Consider the following 17,806-nt stretch of genomic DNA (forward strand, 5'->3'; position numbering starts at 1 on the left):
TGTCCGCTCAGCCGGCCGGCGTGATCTCGGCGATGTCCATCTCCCAGACGGAGTTGTACACCGCACCCTTCACGCTGTCCGCGGAGGAGATGTTGCGACCGGGGACGATCAGCGGAACGAAGGGGCCTTCGGCCTGCATCGCCTCGGCGAACTCGGTGAAGGCGGCCGTGCGCTGATCGGGGTCAGTCGCTGCGGCGGCACCAGCGGCGATACCGGCGATCTCCGGGTTGGCCTCGGCGGCCCAGCCGGCGCGGAGGCCGACCTTCAGGCCGGGCGCGAAGGGCAGGAAGTTCGCGGAGTCGGCGTAGTCAGGGCCCCAGAACCACAGACCGAAGCCCTCGGTGCCGTTGACGTAGGCGTCGAGCTCGGTCGCGAAGGGTGCGGGGGCGAGGTCGACCGTGATGCCGGCATCTTCGAGCTGCGCCTGGACGCGCTCGGCGAGCGGGGTGAACTCCACGCCGCCGACCGGGTAGTCGTTCGGGAACTGCAGCTTCAGGGTCTGACCCGTGTAGCCGGCCTCGGCGAGCGCGGCCTTCGCCTTGTCGAGGTCCTGCTTCACGCCGCCGTCGAGGGCACCCTCGAATCCGGGAGGGATGACGCCGGTCGCCTGCACAGAGCCGGCACCTGCCAGCTCGAGCAGTGCGTCGTAGTCGAGGGCGTAACGGATCGCCTCGGCGATCTTGACGTTCGCGAGGTCGCCGGCGACCGCCTCTGACTGGTTCAGCAGCAGGAAGATGGTCTGACCGGAGGGAACCGAGTCGACCGTGATGCCGTCGCCGAGACCGGCGACCTGGTCGCCGTTCAGGTCCATCGCGACCATCGAGTCGCCGCCCTTGAGGTTGGCGAGCTGGGTGGCGCTCTCCGAGACGTTGCGCACGACCACGCGCTTGTAGTCGGATGCCTCGTCGCCGTTGTACTCGTCGTTCTTGGTCAGCACGACCTGCGAGCTGAGGTCGAGCGTGTCGAGCACGAAGGGGCCGGAGCCCGCGGAGGCGCCGTCGAGGAACTTCTGCGCCGAGTCGGTGCCGTCGGTCGCGCCGCCGTTCTCGATCACGACGTCGGAGTTGACGATGCCGAGAGCGGGGTTCGCGAGGATCGCGGGCAGCTGCAACAGCGGGGTCTCGGAGGTGAACTGGATCGTCTTGTCGTCGACCTCGGTGATGGTGAGGCCGCCGAGGAGGAAGTTCGGCTTGGCGTCTTCCATGCCCTGGATGCGCTGCAGCGTGAAGACGACGTCCTTCGCCTCGATCGGCGAGCCGTCGGAGAAGACGCGGTCGCCCTCGAGCGTGAAGGTGAACTCGGTCGCTTCGTCGTTCTGCTCCCACGAGGCCAGGCCCGGGACAGGGGTCGAGACGTCGGAGCCCTCGAAGTCGACGAGGGTCTCGTACAGTGCCTTGGCGATCATGTTGCCGGTGGGGTCGTAGGTGTGACCCGGGTCGGTGGTCTCGATCGAGAATGCGGTGTCGATGACGAGGGAGTCGGATCCGGACTGGCCGCTGTTGCCTGCCGAGTTCCCTCCCGAGCAACCTGCGAGCGCGAGGAGCGCAACGGCTCCGAGCGCGATGACCGGCGTGATACGGCGTGACGACATGAGGGCCTCCAGGGGCGAGGAGTACATTCGGGTGAGCCGCCACCGATGTGGACGACCGTGGATCAGATTCGCATCATATGCGACGATGTGTCCAGCAAGAGTGGGTCACCTCGACACGCTCTGTCCAGAACCTCGGATGTGAGGAACAATATGTCCAGCAAGAATGCGGAAGAATCGAAGCATTCTGGACGAAGTGCTGCCCCTTTGGACGAGACGGCGTACAGAATCCTCGAAGTACTGCGTGATAACGGTCGTGTCTCGATCGCTGCCCTCGCCGACAAGGTCGGGATCTCTCGCGCGAATGCGTACACGCGCGTCGAGTCGCTGGTGCACGACGGGGTCATCACGGGCTTCAGCGCCCGCGTCGACCAGGCGAAGGCGGGACTCTCGATCGGGGCGCTCGTTTTCGTCACGGTGATGCCGCAGGCCTGGGCGTCATTCCGCGAACGCGTGCTGGAGATGCCCGATGTCGAGTGGTGCGCCATCACGACGGGCGAGCACGACGCGATGCTGCTCATCCGCGCCGTCGACGTCAGCGGTGTGCACGAGTTCTCGACCGGCGTGATCGCTCAGCTGCCCGAGGTGCGCACGGTCGTGAGCGTCGTCGTTCTCGACGAGGTGATCCGCCGCCCCTACCTGCTGCCGGGCGACCTGCCGGAACGGAGCAGTGTCACCGCACCGCTCGGGATGACGCGATGGACGCCCGCCTCCCCCGGTCGCGACGCACTCCCCCCGCGCTGAGGCACGGGCTTCAGGCGGAGATCTCCTCGCACACGCTCAACTGCGGGAGTCCGTGCATCTCGTAGTGCTCCACGAGGCGGATGCCGCCGTCGTCGGTCAGCTCCAGCTCGCTCTCGCCGTCTCCGGTCACGACCGTGCCGTCGGCCGTGAGCACGTGCACGAACGACACCCAGATCGTGTCACCCGTGCGCGTGCCGACGAACTTGCCGAACGTGACCGTGTCGCCCTCGTACCCGCCCCAGATCGCTCCGTCGCGTTCGAAGTACTCGAAGATGCTCGGGGATTCCGGGTCGACCGCAGAGGTCGTGGACGACACCATCCGGAATCGGCGGCCGTCGAGGGAGGGAAGGGTTGCAGTCGCAGTCACACCCTTGATTATGCCGGTCGAAAGTCACCCGCAATGTCACCCGCAACGGGTGATGACAGCCCGGACCCCCCTGCTTAGGCTGAGCGCGAAGCGGGCTGCTCTGCTCGCCGCGAGCCGTAGGAGTGAGCATGTCCGAACCCCAGCGTTCCAGTCTTCCGATCCCCGATCTGGCCTTCACGGGCACAGTCACCTATGACGCCACGGACCCCGACACGTCCTTTCCCCCGATCACGCCCGTGCGCCCGCCGAAGGGCGCGCCGAACGTGCTCGTCGTGCTCATCGACGACACCGGCTTCGGCGCATCGAGCGCCTTCGGCGGACCGGTGCAGACACCGAACTTCGAGCGTGTCGCGGCCGCGGGATTGAAGTACACCCGCTTCCACACCACGGCCCTGTGCTCCCCGACCAGGGCGGCACTGCTCAGCGGACGCAACCACCACACGGTCGGCATGGGCGGCATCACCGAGATCGCGACATCCGCGCCGGGGTACAACTCGCTGCGCCCCAACAGCTGCGCTCCACTCGCCGAGACGCTCAAGCTGAACGGCTACAACACCTCGCAGTTCGGCAAGTGCCACGAGGTGCCGGTATGGCAGGCGAGCGCGATCGGACCGTTCGATGGCTGGCCCACCCCCGGCAACGGCTTCGAGTACTTCTACGGATTCATCGGGGGAGAGACCAACCAGTGGTACCCGGCGATCTACGAGAACACCACGCCGGTCGAACCGTGGGGAACGCCGGAAGACGGCTATCACTTCATGGGCGACATGACCGACAAGGCGATCGCCTGGGCTCGGGAGCAGAAGTCGCTGGCCCCCGAGGTGCCGTTCTTCACCTACTTCGCGCCCGGTGCCACGCATGCGCCGCATCACGTGCCCGCCGAGTGGGCAGACAAGTACAAGGGCAAGTTCGATCAGGGGTGGGACGAGCTCCGCAAGGAGACCTTCGCCCGCCAGCTCGACCTCGGTGTCATCCCCGCTGACGCCGTGCTCACCGAGCGCAGCGCCGGCATCCCCGCGTGGGACGAGATGAGCGACCTGATCAAGCCCGCCCTGGCACGGCAGATGGAGGTGTACGCCGGTTTCCTCGAGTACGCCGACCACCACGTCGGACGCCTGCTCGACGCGTACGAAGAGCTGGGCATTCTCGACGACACCCTCGTATACGTGATCATCGGCGACAACGGCGCGAGCGCGGAGGGGTCGATGCACGGCACGACCAACGAGGGCTTCACGATCAATCACATGAACGAGATCGAGACCGAGCAGTACGTGGCCGACCACATCGACGACATCGGAACGCCGAGCTCCTACAACCACTACGCGGTCGGCTGGGCGCATGCGATGGACACTCCGTACCAGTGGACCAAGCAGGTCGCCAGCCACTGGGGCGGCACCCGAAACGGCACGATCGTCAGCTGGCCGAACGGTGGCGTCGAGCGGGGCGGCATCCGCAACCAGTTCAGTCACGTGATCGACGTTGCCCCGACCGTGCTCGCCGCGGCCGGCATTCCCGAACCGGCGACCGTCAACGGTGTGACCCAGCGTCCCTACGAGGGGACGCCGATGAACTACACGTTCGCTGACGACGGCGCCGACGCCGCGGAGCAGCATGAGACGCAGTACTTCGAGATGCTCGGCAACCGCGCGATCTACCACAAGGGGTGGACCGCGGTCGCGAAGCACAAGGACCCCTGGACCGGCTCTTCGCACGGTCTCGACGACGACGTCTGGGAGCTCTACAACGTCGAGGAGGACTGGACGCAGTCGAATGATCTCGCGGCCGCCGAGCCCGAACGGCTCGCGCACCTGCAGCGGCTCTTCCTCATCCAGGCGGCGCGGTTCAACGTCCTCCCGCTCGACATCCGCTCCGCCGAGCGGATGAACCCCGACATCGCCGGTCGACCGCAGCTCGTCGTCAGCGACTCGCAGAAGTTCTACCCCGGGATGAAACGCCTCAGTGAGAACACCACGATCAACATCAAGAACAAGTCGTGGACGGTCACCGCCCGGGTGTCGGTGCCCGATTCCGGGGTGAACGGTGTGCTCATCGCGCAGGGAGGGGCGTACGGCGGCTGGTCGTTCTACACGAAGGACGGTGCCCTCGCCTTCGCATACAACCTGCTCGGAATCGACGTCGACATCATCCATTCCGACAGCGCGGTTCCGGCCGGAGAGCAGGAACTTCGCGCACACTTCGCGTATGACGGCGGCGGGCTCGCCAAGGGCGGCACCGTCACGCTGTACGCCGGCGAGGAGAAGATCGGCGAGGGTCGCGTCGGGAAGACGATCCCGTTCCAGTTCACGTTCGACGAGACCGTCGATGTGGGCGGCGATCTGGCCTCGCCGGTGTCACCGGACTACGAAGCCACGGGCAACGGGTTCACCGGCACCATCGAATGGGTGCGCATCGACCTCGGCGACGACGATCACTCGCACCTGATCGACGACGAGCACAAGCTCGCCGTGGCGATGCTGAAGCAGTAGCCGAACACGGGACGGGACGGCGTGCGATCACCGATCGCACGCCGTCCCGTCATTTCGCTCCGCCGCTCCCCCGCCATTCGTCTTCGAGGAGGGCGTAGACGAGGAGCGTCGTCCATTCTCCCTTGAACCATTCGCTCTCCACGAGCCGCGCCTCCCGGCGGAATCCGAGCCTTTCAGCGACGCGGGCCGATGACGTGTTGCACTCGTCGAGCCGCGCGACGATGCGGTGCAGGCCGAGTCCGTCGAACCCGAGCGCGAGGAGTGCTTCGACCGCCTCTGTGGCGTAGCCGCGGCCGCCGGCGCGCGGGTCGAAGATGTACCCGACCTCGCCGGATCGGTCGGTGTCGCTGCGCCAGAACAGCACGACGTCTCCGACCAGGACTCCGGACTCCCGCTCCTCGACGGCGAGGGAGACGGCGTCGCCCTCCTTCGCGAAGCTCGTGTTCGACCAGGTCGTCGCGATGCGCTGTTCGACGTCGGCGAGCTCCAACGGCGCGTACGGCACGTACCGCACGGCGTCCGGATCCGACTTGTATACGTGCATCTCGACCGCGTCGGAGGGTGCGATCGGGCGCAGGAGCAGACGCTCCGTGCGGATCGGGTATTCGGGGTCGTGCCCCGGCTCCCCCGTCACTCGAGGTCCAGGGAGAGCAGGCCGGGCAGATGCGCCGTACGGGCGCGCACAGCCAGGAGGAGATCGCCGTAGTCGGGCGTGATGTCGACGCGAGAGGAGGCCAGCAGGTGCGTCGTGGTCTTGCCGGCAGCGCGCTCGAAGCGGAGTCGCTTGACCGGGTACGCGGGCGGGGTCAACCAGACGCGGGACAGCTGCGCGTAGGGCGTGTCGACACCGTCGATGCGGATGCCCTGGGAGTCGACCGACACCTGAGCGGGGATCGATCGCACCCGGCGCCGACGCTGCACGGCGCCGATCCCGAAGCCGATGGCGGCGACCGCGGCGAACGGCGCGAGCAGGATGAGGGCCGAGAACTCGCTGTCGACGAAACCGGGCACCGCCACGAGCAGCCCGACGCCGATCGCGATGACGAGGAACACGACGGCGGCGACCGTGATCCGCATGGCCAGGCGCCGCTCCCCCGTGGCGTCGATCGTGAACTGCGTCGGCAGCTGGGCTCCGGCGCGCGCGGCGGCGACAGGGTCGTCGAACACCGGCAGCGCGATCGGGTTCAGCGTCGCCATGAGCTCGTTGAACATCGGTCGCGAGTACCCGGGCAGCTCGATCGTGATCTCACGGTCCCCGGTATGCACGATCAGGGCGCGCGTCGTGCCGCTGGGGAGTCCGTTCGTGCGGTGCTCGGTGATCTTCGAGCGGAAGGCGGTCGTGGCGCGCAGGAACGTCTCGCGGTTGCCGGCCTTGCCGATCTCGACCGCATCGGGGCGCACGACGATCCGGATGTTGCGGAACCAGAAGAATCCGGCGAACACCGCCACGGTCACCGCGATCGCGACGACGAGCACCAGCATGCCGCGGGTCGAGATGTTCATGGTGCGCGGCAGGAACTTCGGGAGCACGAAGAGCGTCACCGCCGACAGCACCGCGGAGAGCACGATCGCCCCGACGGCCGAACGGAGTGGGTTCCTGCGGAACACCCGCTCGCCGGACACGGCTTCGGCCTGATTCAGCATTCGAACTCTCCCCCAAGACAGTCGGCTCGCGTGACGCGGTTCCTACCGTAGTGCCCGCCCGGGGAGCGCCTCGGAAAATCGGCTCAGCCGAGGGGGGATGCGTTCTCCCTCATCCACACGCCGCGGAACCTGCTGGCCGACCACACCAGGGCGCCGGCGAGCAGAACGGACGCGAGCAGCCCGAGGATGTGGAGCATCAGCGATGCGACACCCCGCTCGGGGAGCAGGAAACCGTAGGGCACCCAGCCATCGGTCACTCCGCGTACCAGGACCACGATCAGCCAGATCAGGGGGTAGGGCAGGAGCATCCAGAGGTGCCGCCACGGCAGCGGGTGGCGATCGCCGACGAGCAGCCAGTCGAGCGCGACGAGCAGAGGGAAGACGACGTGCAGCAGCACGCTCACCCAGGGCGGCGCCGAACCTGTTCCGGGGACGAGCACGTTGTAGATCACGCCGACCACGATCAGGTACGCGGTCACGATGCCGCGCAGCAGTACGAACCACGGGGGAACCGGTCGGCCGCTCGCCACGAGCACCCCGGCACCGATCAGCACCAGCGCGGCGATCGAGCTGGTCTGGTTCGTGAAATAGCCGAAGTAGTCGAACGGATTCGCGTCACCGACGGCGATGCGCAGGGTGTACGCGTAGAGGAGGACCGCGATGACCGAGACCCCGACCGCGATGCGCACGGCCGCCCACACGCGGGTGGTCTGCGGCGCGATAGGCGTCCGCTGTTCGACGGTCTGGGTCTCCACGAGGTCAGCCTATGGTCGCTCTCTGCGCATCCGGTGTCCACCGACCGTGAGAGAAGCGGGGCGCCCGGTAGCGTGGTCGCATGGAGTGGATGACCGATCCCTCGGCGGGGGCATGGCTGCGTGAGCGGCTCGACGCAGGCTACGAGACCATGCACGGAGTGGTGCCTCGCGGATTTCCCGCGTATGCGCGCGTCTTCCATCCGGCCATCGTCAGATCATCGCCGGACCGAGCCGTCCCGACGGCCGACGAGCTGGTGCGCATGCCCGAGACCGAGCAGCATGCGCTCATGGCCGGGTTCGTCGACGAACCGGTCTCCTGGGCGCAGACGGCTGCGGCGTTCGGCACTGTCCTGCATCCGCTCGCGCAGTGGCACCGGCTCGTGCGCACCCCGACCGACGGCGACTGGCGAACGCGCACCGCCCCTGACGGTCGCGACTTCACCGCTCCGATGGAGGGCGAGCTGGAACCGGCGCACCTGGCCGCCATCGCCGCCCACCTCGTGGACCACACGCAGACACCGGATGCCGGTTTCGCGGCGCTGTGGGAGGGGCGCGGCGGTCTGCTGGGCTTCGTCGGCATCACCCCCTCGCGCTCTTTCCTGACCTTCTCGGACGACCCGAATCATCAGGCGATGCTCGACCGCAGCGCACACGACCCCTTCAACAACGTCTTCCGCAGGCCCACCTGGCAGGAGGGCATCCTCTCGCGGGAGATCTCGGAGGGTCCGCGGTTCGAGCTGCCGGGGAGGGATCATGTGCTTTTCTCCACTTCGCCGCGGGCTTTCGCCGATCCGGAGTGGGTGCTGCATGTGCCCTGGCGCGACCTCCCCGCCGAGGAGCACGGATTCCCGCCGTCAGCCCAGAGCCCGAGCCTCCTCTGGCCGGAAGATCACGCCTGGGTCATGGTGAGCGAGGTCGACTTCGACTCGACCATCGTGGCCGGCTCGCCCGCCCTGATCGAGGCTCTCTGCGCAGACGAGCAGCTGGAGGCGCTCCCGCTCCCGGAGGGCGCTGCGCTCACGTGGGATGCCGATGCGGTGAACCGGTGACCTCCCCGCAGTCGACCTTCGACGCCCGCCCGCTCACCGATCCGGTCGATGCGGCCGCGGTGCGCGCCTTCGCCGCTGAGCTCCGTTCTCGGCCGACCGGTGGTGCCACGGCGTCCACGGTCATCGGCATCGTGGCGGCCGCGATTGTCGCCGCCGTGATGCTCCCACTCCTCATCAGCGTGACCCTGAGCCTGGCGTCCTTCGGCGAATCCCCCGCGGCGGCGGCGATCCCGCTCGTGCTGATCGTGCTCCTCTTGGCGGCAGTGGGCGTGATGATCTGGCTGAGCGTTCGCAACGCGCAGGCCCGGCGATACCGACTGCACACCTTCGCCCGGGCGAACGGCATGACCTACGAGCCCAAGGTCGCCGACCCTCCCCTGCCCGGCATGATCTTCCACCTCGGCCGCGGTCGACAGTCGACCGATCTGATCCGTGGCTCCCGACCGCGCTTCGTCGAGTTCGGCAACTACCAGTACACGGTGCAGTCGGGGAAGAACTCCACGACCTACCGCTGGGGCTACGTGGCAGTGAAACTCGATGTGCCGCTGCCGAACATCGTGCTCGATGCCACGGGCAACAACGGCTTCGGCTCGAACCTGCCGGCGTCGTTCCAGAGAAGCCAGCAGCTGTCCCTCGAGGGCGACTTCGATCGGCACTTCACGCTCTACTGTCCGGCCGGCTACGAACGCGACGCGCTCTACCTCTTCACGCCCGACATCATGGGGCGGTTCATCGACAACGCCGCCGAGCTCGACGTGGAGATCGTCGACGACTGGCTGTTCCTCTACACGCGGCGGAAGGTCTCGACCCTGGATCCCGCGACCTGGGCCTGGCTGTTCGGCACCGTCGGTGCCCTGCTGACGAAGTTCGATCAGTGGGCGCGATGGCGCGACGAGCGGCTCGTCGCCGAGAACGGGGCGTTCGCCTCGGATCCGACGCCGAGTCCGTCTCTGCCGTTCGCTCCGCCAGCTGGGCTGCTCACCCCGCCACCGGGCGTCGCGCCGCAGGGGCGGCGTCTCAAGCGCGGCGGCACATGGGTGCCCGTCATCGTCATGGTCGCGATCATCGGGTTCTGGATCGTGAGCAGACTGAACTGAGTGGATCCGCCGAGTCGACGGCTGAGCGGATCGGCTGCGTCGACGGCGCAGTGGAGAGGCGGAGGGCCGAGTGTGGGGGTGGGTGCCGGCTGGGGACCGAGCTCCCACCCCATCCCCCCTCGGGATCGAAAAGAGATCCACTCTCCCTCCGCATGACGGCTGAGCCGCCCCGCCCACGGTCAGCTGGGGACTGACGCTGCTGGGCGTATGGCCAAATGGTATACCGGACGAGGTTGCAACCCGTTGCATCCATGCGCACGAATGCGCATCCATCCGGACGCTAGGGGCGGATGTATCCGGCCAGGAACAGATCGACAGCCCTGGCCACCGGCGGCGCCTCCGTCGTCACGCCCAGAAGGCCGGCATTCAGGGGCGCCCCCACGACCAACCAGGTGAACTCGCTCGCGAGCGCCGGGGCGTCGTCGACGACCAGGCCGTGCAGCTCAGAGAGGTCGGTCATCGCCTCTGCAAGAGTGCGGATGTTCGCGTCCCAGCTCTGCGCCAGGTAGTCCCTCGCGACGTCCGGGTGCGCAGCCGCTTCGGCGATGACCAGACGGCGCATCGCCACCACCGGCGCACTCAGCATCCCGGCTCGCATGGTCTCGCCGAGTGCGACGAGACCCTCCCTCAGGTCGGGGTTCACCTTCAGATCTTCCAGGGCCGGCCTCATCGCGTCTCGACCGGCGAGCGCCCAATGCCGGACGACCGCGGCGTACAGCGCCGACTTCGACGCATGCTCCCGATAGAGCGACGCCTTCGAGATGCGGGCGCGCTTCGCCACCTCATCCATCGATGCACCGGCATATCCGAACTCGAGGAAGACGTCGCGGGCGGTGTCGAGCAGGGCATCACCCGTGCGACCGGCCGGACGTCCTGGCGTTCGAGGCATCACGGTCATGTCTCCCAGTTTAGTACTTGACAGTTTCCCCCGACGGGCATACTTTGAGTACCACCAAGTACTAAAGGAGGCCGACATGATCGTTCTGGCAATCGCCCTGGCCACCGCGGCATCGTTCATCGCGAGCGCTCTGCTCTACGCCCTGCCTCCGGTCTCGGCGCTCATCTCTCGGACGAGCACGCCCCGACCCGGCCTCCCCGTCGTCGCGCAGATGGCATCCGTCGTGCTGCGCAGCCTCATGGTCTCGTGCCTCGTCGCCGGTCTGATGGTCGCGGCCGGCTGGCACGGCGCGGGCTCCGGATCGCTTCTCGGACTGGCCCTGTGCACACTCCCCCTCGTCCTGCTCATGGGCGGCGTCGTGCACGAGAACACCGCGCCCTCCGCAGCCGGCGTCCACCTGCTCGACTGGGTCCTCAAGCTCGTCATCATCGGCGCGATCGTCGGTTCTTTCATCTGAACGAGAAGGAGAGAGACATGCACAGCCCCCTCGACATCACATTCACGGCCACCCTCGGAAAGGTGCGCGAAGGCGACACCTGGACCTGCGTTCAGCTCGACGACTCCGCGACCGTGTTCGGCACGCGCGGACTCGTCAAGGTCGCGGGCACCGTCGACGGCGAGCCTTTCCGAGGAGCGTTCATGGCTCTCGGCGACGGCACCCACAAGCTCCCGGTCACCGCCGCCATCCGCAAGCGCATCGGCAAGACCGACGGCGACGAGGTGACCGTTCATCTCACCGAACGCCTCAACGGATGAAGCGGAATCGCTCATAGAACGGCACGTCGAAGCGCACCGCATCGACACGCAGTCGACGGTCGCGCTCGATGACCTCCTGAGCCCGCTCCACAGGCCACTGACCACCCGCGTGCGTTACTCCGAGTGACGAGCCCGGCCCCGCCTGGTTCTGCATGCACGAGAATTGAAAGCGATGTCTGAACGCGAAGATCACACCCACTGGCAGGCCGAGCGCCGCGCCGCCGTCACGTCCGCGACCGGCAACCTCGCCCTGGTCGAGACCCGTTGGACGGGCGATCTGCCCGACCTCGACGCCGAGCAGCGCGCCGCAGCCGACACGGTGACCGTGACGCCGATCCAGCGCACGAACATCGAGACCGGTGCGGCCGAGCACGGCCTGCGCGTGTGGGATGCCGACTCGCCCGCCATCCGCGCCTTCGACCGCATCGACACGTACGAGTACGACCCCGCGTGGGTTCTCGAAGGCCACTTCACCCCGGTGTCGGGCGACCGCCGGGTGTCGTTCGAGCACATCCGCGACAACGGAGGCACGCGCGATCTCGTCGTGCCCGGCGACATCCGCTTCGAGCTCGACGGCCGCGAGTACGACCTCGCCGCATTCGACGACGGCGGCACGCTGCTGCTCGTCTTCGGCGACGAGACGAACGACTCCGAGACCTACGGATCCGGACGCTTCCTGTTCGTGCAACTGCGTGATGACGAGGGCACCGTCGTCCTCGACTTCAACAGGGCCTTCGTGCCGCCGTGCGGGTTCAGCGCCCAGTACAACTGCCCGCTGCCGCCCGCATCCAACCGCTTCCCCCTGCCTATCCGAGCAGGCGAGAAGAACGTCGTGTTCCACGACGGCTTCGACATCTACGCGGCGTGACGCCGCACACCCTCACCCTGGAGCACTCATGAGAAGAACCCGCATCCTCGGCGCGCTCGGCGCCGTCGCCACGCTCGCCCTCGTGGCCGGCTGCGCATCCGGCGCGAGCGACGACGCCACCGCGAGCGAAGACGCCACGATCTTCATCGGGTCGCTGTACGAGCCCACCAACCTGAGCAACACCCAGGGCGGCGGCCAGGGCGTGACCGAGGCGCTCACCGGGAACGTCTACGAGGGCCTGTACCGGCTGACCGACGACGGCGAGGTCGAGCCGCTGCTCGCCGAAGACGCCCAGATCTCCGACGACGGTCTGACCTACACGATCACGCTGCGCGACGACGTGACCTTCCACTCGGGCGACCCGCTCACCTCGGCCGACGTGAAGTCGAGCATCGAAGCCGTCACCGCCGAGGACTCGGTCTCGGCCCGCAAGTCGAGCTTCAAGACCATCGCCGACATCGCCACTCCCGACGACAAGACCGTCGTCTTCACGCTGTCGCAGCGGTCGATCTCGTTCCTCTACAACCTCAGCTACGTCTGGATCGTGAACGACGAGGCCGGCGACATCACCAGCACCGAAGACGGCACCGGCCCGTACACGCTCGACGAGTGGAAGAAGGGCTCGACCCTCACCCTCGACCGCTGGGACGACTACTGGGGCGAGCCCGCCAAGAACGGCGAGGTCGTCTACACGTACTTCACCGACGCGACGGCGGAGAACAACGCCCTCCTCACGGGTGAGATCGACGTCATCACCAGCGTGCAGAACCCGGACTCGCTGACACAGTTCGCCTCCGACGACTACGTCGTGAGCGAGGGCACCTCGACCACGAAGGAGCTGCTCGCCTTCAACGACCGCGTCGCCCCCTTCGACAACACGCTCGTGCGCAAAGCGGTCTACTCCGCGATCGACACGAAGAAGCTCCTCGAGTCGATCTGGGGCGACTACGGCACGCTGATCGGCTCGATGGTCCCCCCGACCGACCCCTGGTACGAAGACCTCACCGCGGTGAACCCGTACGACGTCAAGCTGTCGAAGGATCTGCTCGCGCAGGCCGGCTACGCCGACGGCTTCACGTTCACGCTCGACACCCCGAGCTACGACCCGCACCCCGCGGTGGCGGAGTTCCTGCAGTCGCAGCTCGCCGAGGTCGGCATCACGGTCGAGATCAACACGATCAGTGCTGACGAGTGGTACACGAAGGTCTTCAAGGAGCAGGACTTCGAGGCCACTCTCCAGGAGCACGTGAACGACCGCGACGTGGTCTGGTACGGCAACCCCGACTTCTACTGGGGCTACAACGACGCCGACGTGCAGCAGTGGGTCGCCCAGGCCGAACAGGCAGCCACGACCGACGAGCAGACGGCTCTGCTGAAGCAGGTCAACGAGAAGATCGCCGCGGATGCCGCGAGCGTATGGTTGTACCTGTACCCGCAGATCGTGCTCGCCTCCAGCGACCTCAGCGGTTACCCGGTCAACGGCCTGAACTCGCAGTTCTTCGCGTACGACATCGTCAAGTCCTGACGTGCGTGGGGGATGCCGCGCGTCGGCATCCCCCACGTCATCCTGAGAAGCCATGCTCGCCTATCTCCTGCGCCGCCTCGCCTTCCTCGCGGTCTCGCTCGTCGTCGCGATGGTCGCGATCTTCGTGCTGCTGCGACTGCTTCCCGGCGACCCGGCCAATGCACTGCTCTCGGTGAACGCCACCCCGGAGCAGATCGACGCCGCGCGCGCCCAGGTCGGCTCCGACCAGCCTCTGCTGCAGCAGTTCACGACGTGGGCGGCACAGCTGCTCCGATTCGACCTCGGCGAGTCCTTCCTGAGCTCCCGTCCCGTCGGACCCGACATCGCCGATCGCCTCGCCGTGACGCTTCCGCTCACGCTCATCGCCTTCACCATCGCACTGCTCGTCTCGCTCGCGATCGGCATCACCGCGGCCGTGAAGTCCGACCGCTGGTACGGCATCGCGCTCTCGGGGTTTGCGCAGCTCGGTGTCGCGGTTCCCGTGTTCTGGGTCGGCGTCGTGCTCGTCTGGGTCTTCGCGCTCGGGCTGGGTCTGCTGCCGTCCGGCGGCTTCCCTCGAGACGACTGGGAGGATCCGGCCGACGCGCTGCGCTCGCTCGCGCTTCCGGTGCTCACGATCGTGATCGTCATGAGCGCTTCCCTGAGCCGCTACGTCCGCTCGGCCACCCTCGACGTGCTGGGCAGCGACTATCTGCGCACCGCCCGCGCGGGAGGATCCGGCATGGGTGAGGCCCTGCTCCGGCACGGTGTGCGCAACGGCGCGGTGCCCGTCGTCGCGATCCTCGGTATCGAGCTGTCCACCACGCTGCTGGGCGCGGTGGTCGTCGAGAGCGTCTTCACACTTCCCGGGCTCGGCAGCCTGTTGCTGTCGGCCATCGAGCAGCATGACTTCCAGGTCATCCAGGGCGTCCTCGTCGTCAGCACCCTCTTCGTGCTGCTGGTCGGGTTCGCCGCCGACATCGTGCAGCGCCTGATCGACCCGCGCCTGCGCACGAGCGTCTCGGGGAACCGATGAGCCGCGTCGCCGAACAGCTGATCACCGGATCGGTACCCGTGCGCCGGCGTCCGAAGGCGACCCTCCTGATCGGGATCGTGCTCACCGGTCTCATCGTGCTGATGGCCCTGGTCTCTCTGTTCTGGCTGCCCTACCCGCTCGCCGACACCAGCGGCAGTCGCCTCGAGGGGCCCAGCGCCCTGCACCTGCTCGGCACCGATCGACTCGGGCGCGACCTGTTCTCGCAGCTGATGTGGGGCGCACGGATCGCCCTCATCGTCGGCACCTGCGCCGTCGCGATCGCCGCGCTCCTCGGCACGATCGTCGGGCTCCTCGCCGCGTTCGCCCGCCCCTGGGTCGACGACACGCTCTCGGCGGGACTCGACGTCGTCATCGCCTTCCCCGTGCTGCTGCTCGCGATGCTGGTCGTCGCCGTGCAGGGCGCATCCCTGTGGTCGGCGGTGCTCGCGATCGGACTCGCGATGTCGGCGGTCGTGGCACGTCTCACCCGCATCCTCGCGCGGCGCGTGCTGCAGGAGCAGTACATCACCGCCGCGCGCACGAGCGGCACCGGCGTGCTCGGAATCGTGTTCCAACACGTGCTGCCGAACATCGCCCCCACGCTCGCCGTGAGCCTCGCGCTACAGTTCGGCGCCGCCGTGCTGGCCGAGGCGAGCCTGTCGTACCTCGGGCTGGGGGCTCCACCGCCCAACGCGTCATGGGGGCGGATGCTGCAGGAGGCGCAGGGCACTGTGCTTGTCGCACCGGTCGGCGCGATCGCTCCCGGTGTCGCGATCATCGCGCTCGTGCTCGGTGTGAACTTCCTCGCCGACGGTCTGCGCGATCTTGCCGACCCGACCCGCAGGAGGAGCCGATGAGCATTCTCGACGTCTCCGGCCTCACGGTGCGCTCCGGCACTGGCGCGCTCGTACGTGACGTGTCGTTCGCGCTCGCTCCCGGTGAGCGACTGGGGCTGATCGGTGAGTCCGGTTCGGGCAAGTCTCTGACTTCGCTGGCGGTGACCGGGCTGCTGCCGGATGCGCTCAGCGCATCGGGATCGGTGCTGCTCGACGGCCACCAGGTCATCGGCGCTCGAGATGCCGATCTGCGCCCACTGCGCGGACCCGTCGCGCAGATCGTGTTCCAGGAGCCCCTCACCGCGCTCGATCCGCTGATGCGGGTGGGGCGTCAGATCGCCGAACCGCTGCGCCGCCACCTCGGGCTGCGTGGCGCGGAACTGCGTTCTGCGGTGGCGGCTGCTCTCGACGAGGTCGCGCTGTCCGACGCCCGCATCGCACGCGCCTACCCGTACGAGCTCTCGGGTGGTCAGCGCCAGCGGGTGGCCATCGCCATCGCCCTGGCAGCCCGCCCACAGCTGCTCATCGCAGACGAGCCGACGACTGCACTGGATGTGACGGTGCAGGACGGCGTACTCGCCCTGATCGAGCGCCTCGTCGACGAGCGCGGCATGGCGCTGCTGTTCATCAGCCACGATCTGGCCGTCGTCTCGCGCATGGTCGAGCGCATCGTCGTGCTGCGCGACGGACTCGTCGTCGAAGCGGGCTCCGTGACGCAGGTGCTGCAGACGCCTGCGGAGCCGTACACACGGATGCTGGTCGACAGCGCCCGTGCACTCGATGCATTCCTCGACGCCGGGGAGGACGGACGATGACACTGCTCGAACTGCGCGGCGCCGGCTTCGCCTATGGGTCACACCGCGTGCTCGACGACGTGTCGCTGAGCATCGACGAGGGCGACTCGCTCGGCCTCGTCGGAGAATCGGGCGCAGGCAAGTCGACGATCCTGCGACTGCTGCTCGGACTCGCCGCCCCGCGCGATGGCCAGGTGCTGTTCGAGGATGCACCGCTCGCACTGCGCGACCGCGCGCAGATGCGTCGCTTCCGCGCGAGCGTGCAGCCAGTGTTCCAGGATCCGTACTCGTCGCTCGACCCGCGCCAGCGCATCGATCGGATCGTCGGCGAACCGCTCCGCTCACTGGGGCTGGCATCCGGCGCCGACGCGCAGCGCCGCATCGCGGAAGCCCTCGACTCCGTGGGGCTTCCCGCCGACACCGCACGCCGGTACCCGCACGAGTTCTCCGGAGGACAGCGTCAGCGCATCGCCATCGCGCGGGCCGTGGTCTCCCGTCCCCGGGTGCTGCTCGCCGACGAACCGGTCAGCGCCCTCGATGTCACCACCCGCGTGCAGGTGCTCGAGCTGCTCGACCGACTGCGCCGCGAGAACGGCCTCTCGCTCGTGATGGTGTCGCACGACCTGACCGCGATCGCCTCAGCCTGCGACCGTACGGTCGTGCTCCAGAACGGACGCGTCGTCGAGCAGGGGGCTACCTCTGCCGTGCTGCACGACCCCCAGGACCCCTACACGCGGGCCTTGGTCGACGCGGTGCCGCGGCTGCCGCACTGACACGGCGTACACCCCGACGGAGACGGCCGAGTCAATCCATGTCGGGTGCAGGCGGCCGATATGCGTCACGTCGGTGCCGAGCACGAACGACGATCAGACGATCAGGATCCTCAAGGAAGAACAGCACGCGGTAGTCGCCACGACGCGCCGACCGGAGTCCTTCGAAGTCGCCCTGCAGGGGCTTGCTCATACGAAGCGGGTTGTCCGGCAACGTGTGAACGGCGAACTCCACGATCGCCGTTGCGATCTTCTGCGGTAGCCGATCAAGGTCCCGCCATGCCGAGTCCGCAAACCAAACGTTCCAGGTCACCGCGGTCGAACTCCGTATCGTGACATGGTGTCCTCTGCGCTGCGCAGATCACCGGCTGCCGACTGAAGGCGCGCGGCGTCGACGTCCTCGCGCGTTCCCGGCTGGGAGAGCCAGAACAGGGTCTCGTACAGAGAATCCAACGCATCCTTGCTCACCAGCACTGCGGCCCCACGCCCGTGACGGGTAATCTCGATCGTCTCGTGCTCTCGCTCGACCTGGTCGACGAGACGTGACAGGCGGTCCTTGGCCTCACTCAGCGGTACGCTCTGCATAGCAAAATTCTAGCCTGTTTTCTGGCCTC

At 67.7% G+C, this 17,806-nt stretch carries 21 protein-coding genes; 12 read left to right on the forward strand and 9 right to left on the reverse strand.

Annotation, left to right across the window (positions count from 1 at the left end; all coding sequences use genetic code 11):
* Window positions 1-7: 7 nt before the first annotated feature.
* Window positions 8-1,591, reverse strand: a complete 1,584-nt coding sequence (locus tag ACFVWL_RS06630; RefSeq protein ID WP_387180090.1) for an ABC transporter substrate-binding protein — start codon at window positions 1,589-1,591, stop codon at window positions 8-10.
* A gap of 204 nt (window positions 1,592-1,795) precedes the next feature.
* On the opposite strand from ACFVWL_RS06630, the gene ACFVWL_RS06635 reads away from it, so the two are divergent.
* Window positions 1,796-2,332: an Lrp/AsnC family transcriptional regulator gene (locus tag ACFVWL_RS06635; protein ID WP_055871410.1), complete on the forward strand. Its 537-nt coding sequence runs from the start codon at window positions 1,796-1,798 to the stop codon at window positions 2,330-2,332.
* A 10-nt stretch (window positions 2,333-2,342) separates the two neighbouring features.
* Here ACFVWL_RS06635 and ACFVWL_RS06640 read toward each other — a convergent pair whose 3' ends face one another.
* Entirely contained in the window at window positions 2,343-2,699 is a 357-nt protein-coding gene (locus ACFVWL_RS06640) for a hypothetical protein (protein WP_387180093.1), read from the reverse strand.
* A gap of 128 nt (window positions 2,700-2,827) precedes the next feature.
* Between ACFVWL_RS06640 and ACFVWL_RS06645 the strand changes: the two genes are divergently transcribed.
* A complete protein-coding gene (locus ACFVWL_RS06645) occupies window positions 2,828-5,185 on the forward strand; it encodes a sulfatase-like hydrolase/transferase (RefSeq protein WP_387180096.1) in 2,358 nt (785 codons plus the stop codon).
* A 49-nt stretch (window positions 5,186-5,234) separates the two neighbouring features.
* On the opposite strand, the gene ACFVWL_RS06650 is transcribed toward ACFVWL_RS06645, so the two are convergent.
* The 3 genes from ACFVWL_RS06650 to ACFVWL_RS06660 form a co-directional block, all read right to left on the reverse strand.
* Entirely contained in the window at window positions 5,235-5,819 is a 585-nt protein-coding gene (locus ACFVWL_RS06650; RefSeq protein ID WP_387180099.1) for a GNAT family N-acetyltransferase, read from the reverse strand.
* Window positions 5,816-6,829 (reverse strand): hypothetical protein, encoded by a 1,014-nt coding sequence (locus ACFVWL_RS06655; RefSeq protein WP_387180101.1) that lies wholly within the window; start codon window positions 6,827-6,829, stop codon window positions 5,816-5,818. The genes ACFVWL_RS06650 and ACFVWL_RS06655 overlap by 4 nt, the downstream gene beginning before the upstream one ends.
* An 83-nt stretch (window positions 6,830-6,912) precedes the next feature.
* Window positions 6,913-7,584, reverse strand: coding sequence for a Pr6Pr family membrane protein (locus ACFVWL_RS06660; RefSeq protein WP_387180103.1), 672 nt, complete (start codon window positions 7,582-7,584; stop codon window positions 6,913-6,915).
* Between the two features lie 89 nt (window positions 7,585-7,673).
* On the opposite strand from ACFVWL_RS06660, the gene ACFVWL_RS06665 reads away from it, so the two are divergent.
* Together ACFVWL_RS06665 and ACFVWL_RS06670 are read left to right on the forward strand one after the other, a co-directional pair.
* Window positions 7,674-8,633: a hypothetical protein gene (locus tag ACFVWL_RS06665; RefSeq protein ID WP_387180106.1), complete on the forward strand. Its 960-nt coding sequence runs from the start codon at window positions 7,674-7,676 to the stop codon at window positions 8,631-8,633.
* Window positions 8,630-9,730, forward strand: a complete 1,101-nt coding sequence (locus ACFVWL_RS06670; RefSeq protein WP_387180108.1) for a hypothetical protein — start codon at window positions 8,630-8,632, stop codon at window positions 9,728-9,730. The genes ACFVWL_RS06665 and ACFVWL_RS06670 overlap by 4 nt, the downstream gene beginning before the upstream one ends.
* 280 nt (window positions 9,731-10,010) lie before the next feature.
* On the opposite strand, the gene ACFVWL_RS06675 is transcribed toward ACFVWL_RS06670, so the two are convergent.
* Complete coding sequence (locus ACFVWL_RS06675) at window positions 10,011-10,628, reverse strand: TetR/AcrR family transcriptional regulator (RefSeq protein ID WP_387180111.1); 618 nt, start codon at window positions 10,626-10,628, stop codon at window positions 10,011-10,013.
* A gap of 76 nt (window positions 10,629-10,704) precedes the next feature.
* Between ACFVWL_RS06675 and ACFVWL_RS06680 the strand changes: the two genes are divergently transcribed.
* Both ACFVWL_RS06680 and ACFVWL_RS06685 read left to right on the forward strand, forming a co-directional pair.
* Window positions 10,705-11,085 carry a DUF1761 domain-containing protein gene (locus ACFVWL_RS06680; RefSeq protein WP_387180113.1) on the forward strand — a complete coding sequence of 127 codons (381 nt, stop codon included), beginning with the start codon at window positions 10,705-10,707 and terminating at the stop codon, window positions 11,083-11,085.
* Between the two features lie 17 nt (window positions 11,086-11,102).
* Window positions 11,103-11,384, forward strand: a complete 282-nt coding sequence (locus ACFVWL_RS06685; protein ID WP_387180115.1) for a DUF1905 domain-containing protein — start codon at window positions 11,103-11,105, stop codon at window positions 11,382-11,384.
* On the opposite strand, the gene ACFVWL_RS06690 is transcribed toward ACFVWL_RS06685, so the two are convergent.
* Window positions 11,374-11,538, reverse strand: a complete 165-nt coding sequence (locus ACFVWL_RS06690; protein WP_387180117.1) for a hypothetical protein — start codon at window positions 11,536-11,538, stop codon at window positions 11,374-11,376. The two genes, ACFVWL_RS06685 and ACFVWL_RS06690, sit on opposite strands and share 11 nt — an antisense overlap.
* Before the next feature lie 18 nt (window positions 11,539-11,556).
* On the opposite strand from ACFVWL_RS06690, the gene ACFVWL_RS06695 reads away from it, so the two are divergent.
* From ACFVWL_RS06695 to ACFVWL_RS06720, 6 genes are read left to right on the forward strand one after another with little or no spacing between them, the layout of a single operon-like run.
* Window positions 11,557-12,252, forward strand: coding sequence for a DUF1684 domain-containing protein (locus ACFVWL_RS06695; RefSeq protein ID WP_387180119.1), 696 nt, complete (start codon window positions 11,557-11,559; stop codon window positions 12,250-12,252).
* Window positions 12,253-12,280: 28 nt separating this feature from the next.
* Window positions 12,281-13,777 (forward strand): ABC transporter substrate-binding protein, encoded by a 1,497-nt coding sequence (locus ACFVWL_RS06700; RefSeq protein ID WP_387180121.1) that lies wholly within the window; start codon window positions 12,281-12,283, stop codon window positions 13,775-13,777.
* A 52-nt stretch (window positions 13,778-13,829) separates the two neighbouring features.
* Window positions 13,830-14,792 (forward strand): ABC transporter permease, encoded by a 963-nt coding sequence (locus ACFVWL_RS06705; protein WP_387180124.1) that lies wholly within the window; start codon window positions 13,830-13,832, stop codon window positions 14,790-14,792.
* Window positions 14,789-15,649, forward strand: a complete 861-nt coding sequence (locus ACFVWL_RS06710) for an ABC transporter permease (RefSeq protein WP_387180127.1) — start codon at window positions 14,789-14,791, stop codon at window positions 15,647-15,649. Before ACFVWL_RS06705 ends, ACFVWL_RS06710 begins: the two co-directional genes overlap by 4 nt.
* A complete protein-coding gene (locus ACFVWL_RS06715) occupies window positions 15,646-16,443 on the forward strand; it encodes an ATP-binding cassette domain-containing protein (protein WP_387180130.1) in 798 nt (265 codons plus the stop codon). Before ACFVWL_RS06710 ends, ACFVWL_RS06715 begins: the two co-directional genes overlap by 4 nt.
* Window positions 16,440-17,195 carry an ABC transporter ATP-binding protein gene (locus tag ACFVWL_RS06720; protein WP_387180133.1) on the forward strand — a complete coding sequence of 252 codons (756 nt, stop codon included), beginning with the start codon at window positions 16,440-16,442 and terminating at the stop codon, window positions 17,193-17,195. The genes ACFVWL_RS06715 and ACFVWL_RS06720 overlap by 4 nt, the downstream gene beginning before the upstream one ends.
* A gap of 31 nt (window positions 17,196-17,226) precedes the next feature.
* Here ACFVWL_RS06720 and ACFVWL_RS06725 read toward each other — a convergent pair whose 3' ends face one another.
* Complete coding sequence (locus ACFVWL_RS06725) at window positions 17,227-17,505, reverse strand: type II toxin-antitoxin system RelE/ParE family toxin (RefSeq protein WP_387180136.1); 279 nt, start codon at window positions 17,503-17,505, stop codon at window positions 17,227-17,229.
* Complete coding sequence (locus ACFVWL_RS06730; protein ID WP_387180139.1) at window positions 17,502-17,777, reverse strand: type II toxin-antitoxin system Phd/YefM family antitoxin; 276 nt, start codon at window positions 17,775-17,777, stop codon at window positions 17,502-17,504. The genes ACFVWL_RS06725 and ACFVWL_RS06730 overlap by 4 nt, the downstream gene beginning before the upstream one ends.
* Window positions 17,778-17,806 lie beyond the last annotated feature (29 nt).

This window comes from Microbacterium sp. NPDC058269 (assembly GCF_042881445.1).
Taxonomy (GTDB): Bacteria; Actinomycetota; Actinomycetes; order Actinomycetales; family Microbacteriaceae; genus Microbacterium.

Bases quoted from the DNA above. Each gene is read 5' to 3' on its own strand.
- ACFVWL_RS06630 (WP_387180090.1), bottom strand. From the start codon at position 1,591: ATGTCGTCACGCCGTATCACGCCGGTCATCGCGCTCGGAGCCGTTGCG.
- ACFVWL_RS06645 (WP_387180096.1), top strand. From the start codon at position 2,828: ATGTCCGAACCCCAGCGTTCCAGTCTTCCGATCCCCGATCTGGCCTTC.
- ACFVWL_RS06655 (WP_387180101.1), bottom strand. From the start codon at position 6,829: ATGCTGAATCAGGCCGAAGCCGTGTCCGGCGAGCGGGTGTTCCGCAGG.
- ACFVWL_RS06665 (WP_387180106.1), top strand. From the start codon at position 7,674: ATGACCGATCCCTCGGCGGGGGCATGGCTGCGTGAGCGGCTCGACGCA.
- ACFVWL_RS06675 (WP_387180111.1), bottom strand. From the start codon at position 10,628: ATGACCGTGATGCCTCGAACGCCAGGACGTCCGGCCGGTCGCACGGGT.
- ACFVWL_RS06680 (WP_387180113.1), top strand. From the start codon at position 10,705: ATGATCGTTCTGGCAATCGCCCTGGCCACCGCGGCATCGTTCATCGCG.
- ACFVWL_RS06685 (WP_387180115.1), top strand. From the start codon at position 11,103: ATGCACAGCCCCCTCGACATCACATTCACGGCCACCCTCGGAAAGGTG.
- ACFVWL_RS06690 (WP_387180117.1), bottom strand. From the start codon at position 11,538: ATGCAGAACCAGGCGGGGCCGGGCTCGTCACTCGGAGTAACGCACGCG.
- ACFVWL_RS06695 (WP_387180119.1), top strand. From the start codon at position 11,557: ATGTCTGAACGCGAAGATCACACCCACTGGCAGGCCGAGCGCCGCGCC.
- ACFVWL_RS06700 (WP_387180121.1), top strand. From the start codon at position 12,281: ATGAGAAGAACCCGCATCCTCGGCGCGCTCGGCGCCGTCGCCACGCTC.
- ACFVWL_RS06705 (WP_387180124.1), top strand. From the start codon at position 13,830: ATGCTCGCCTATCTCCTGCGCCGCCTCGCCTTCCTCGCGGTCTCGCTC.
- ACFVWL_RS06710 (WP_387180127.1), top strand. From the start codon at position 14,789: ATGAGCCGCGTCGCCGAACAGCTGATCACCGGATCGGTACCCGTGCGC.
- ACFVWL_RS06715 (WP_387180130.1), top strand. From the start codon at position 15,646: ATGAGCATTCTCGACGTCTCCGGCCTCACGGTGCGCTCCGGCACTGGC.
- ACFVWL_RS06720 (WP_387180133.1), top strand. From the start codon at position 16,440: ATGACACTGCTCGAACTGCGCGGCGCCGGCTTCGCCTATGGGTCACAC.
- ACFVWL_RS06730 (WP_387180139.1), bottom strand. From the start codon at position 17,777: ATGCAGAGCGTACCGCTGAGTGAGGCCAAGGACCGCCTGTCACGTCTC.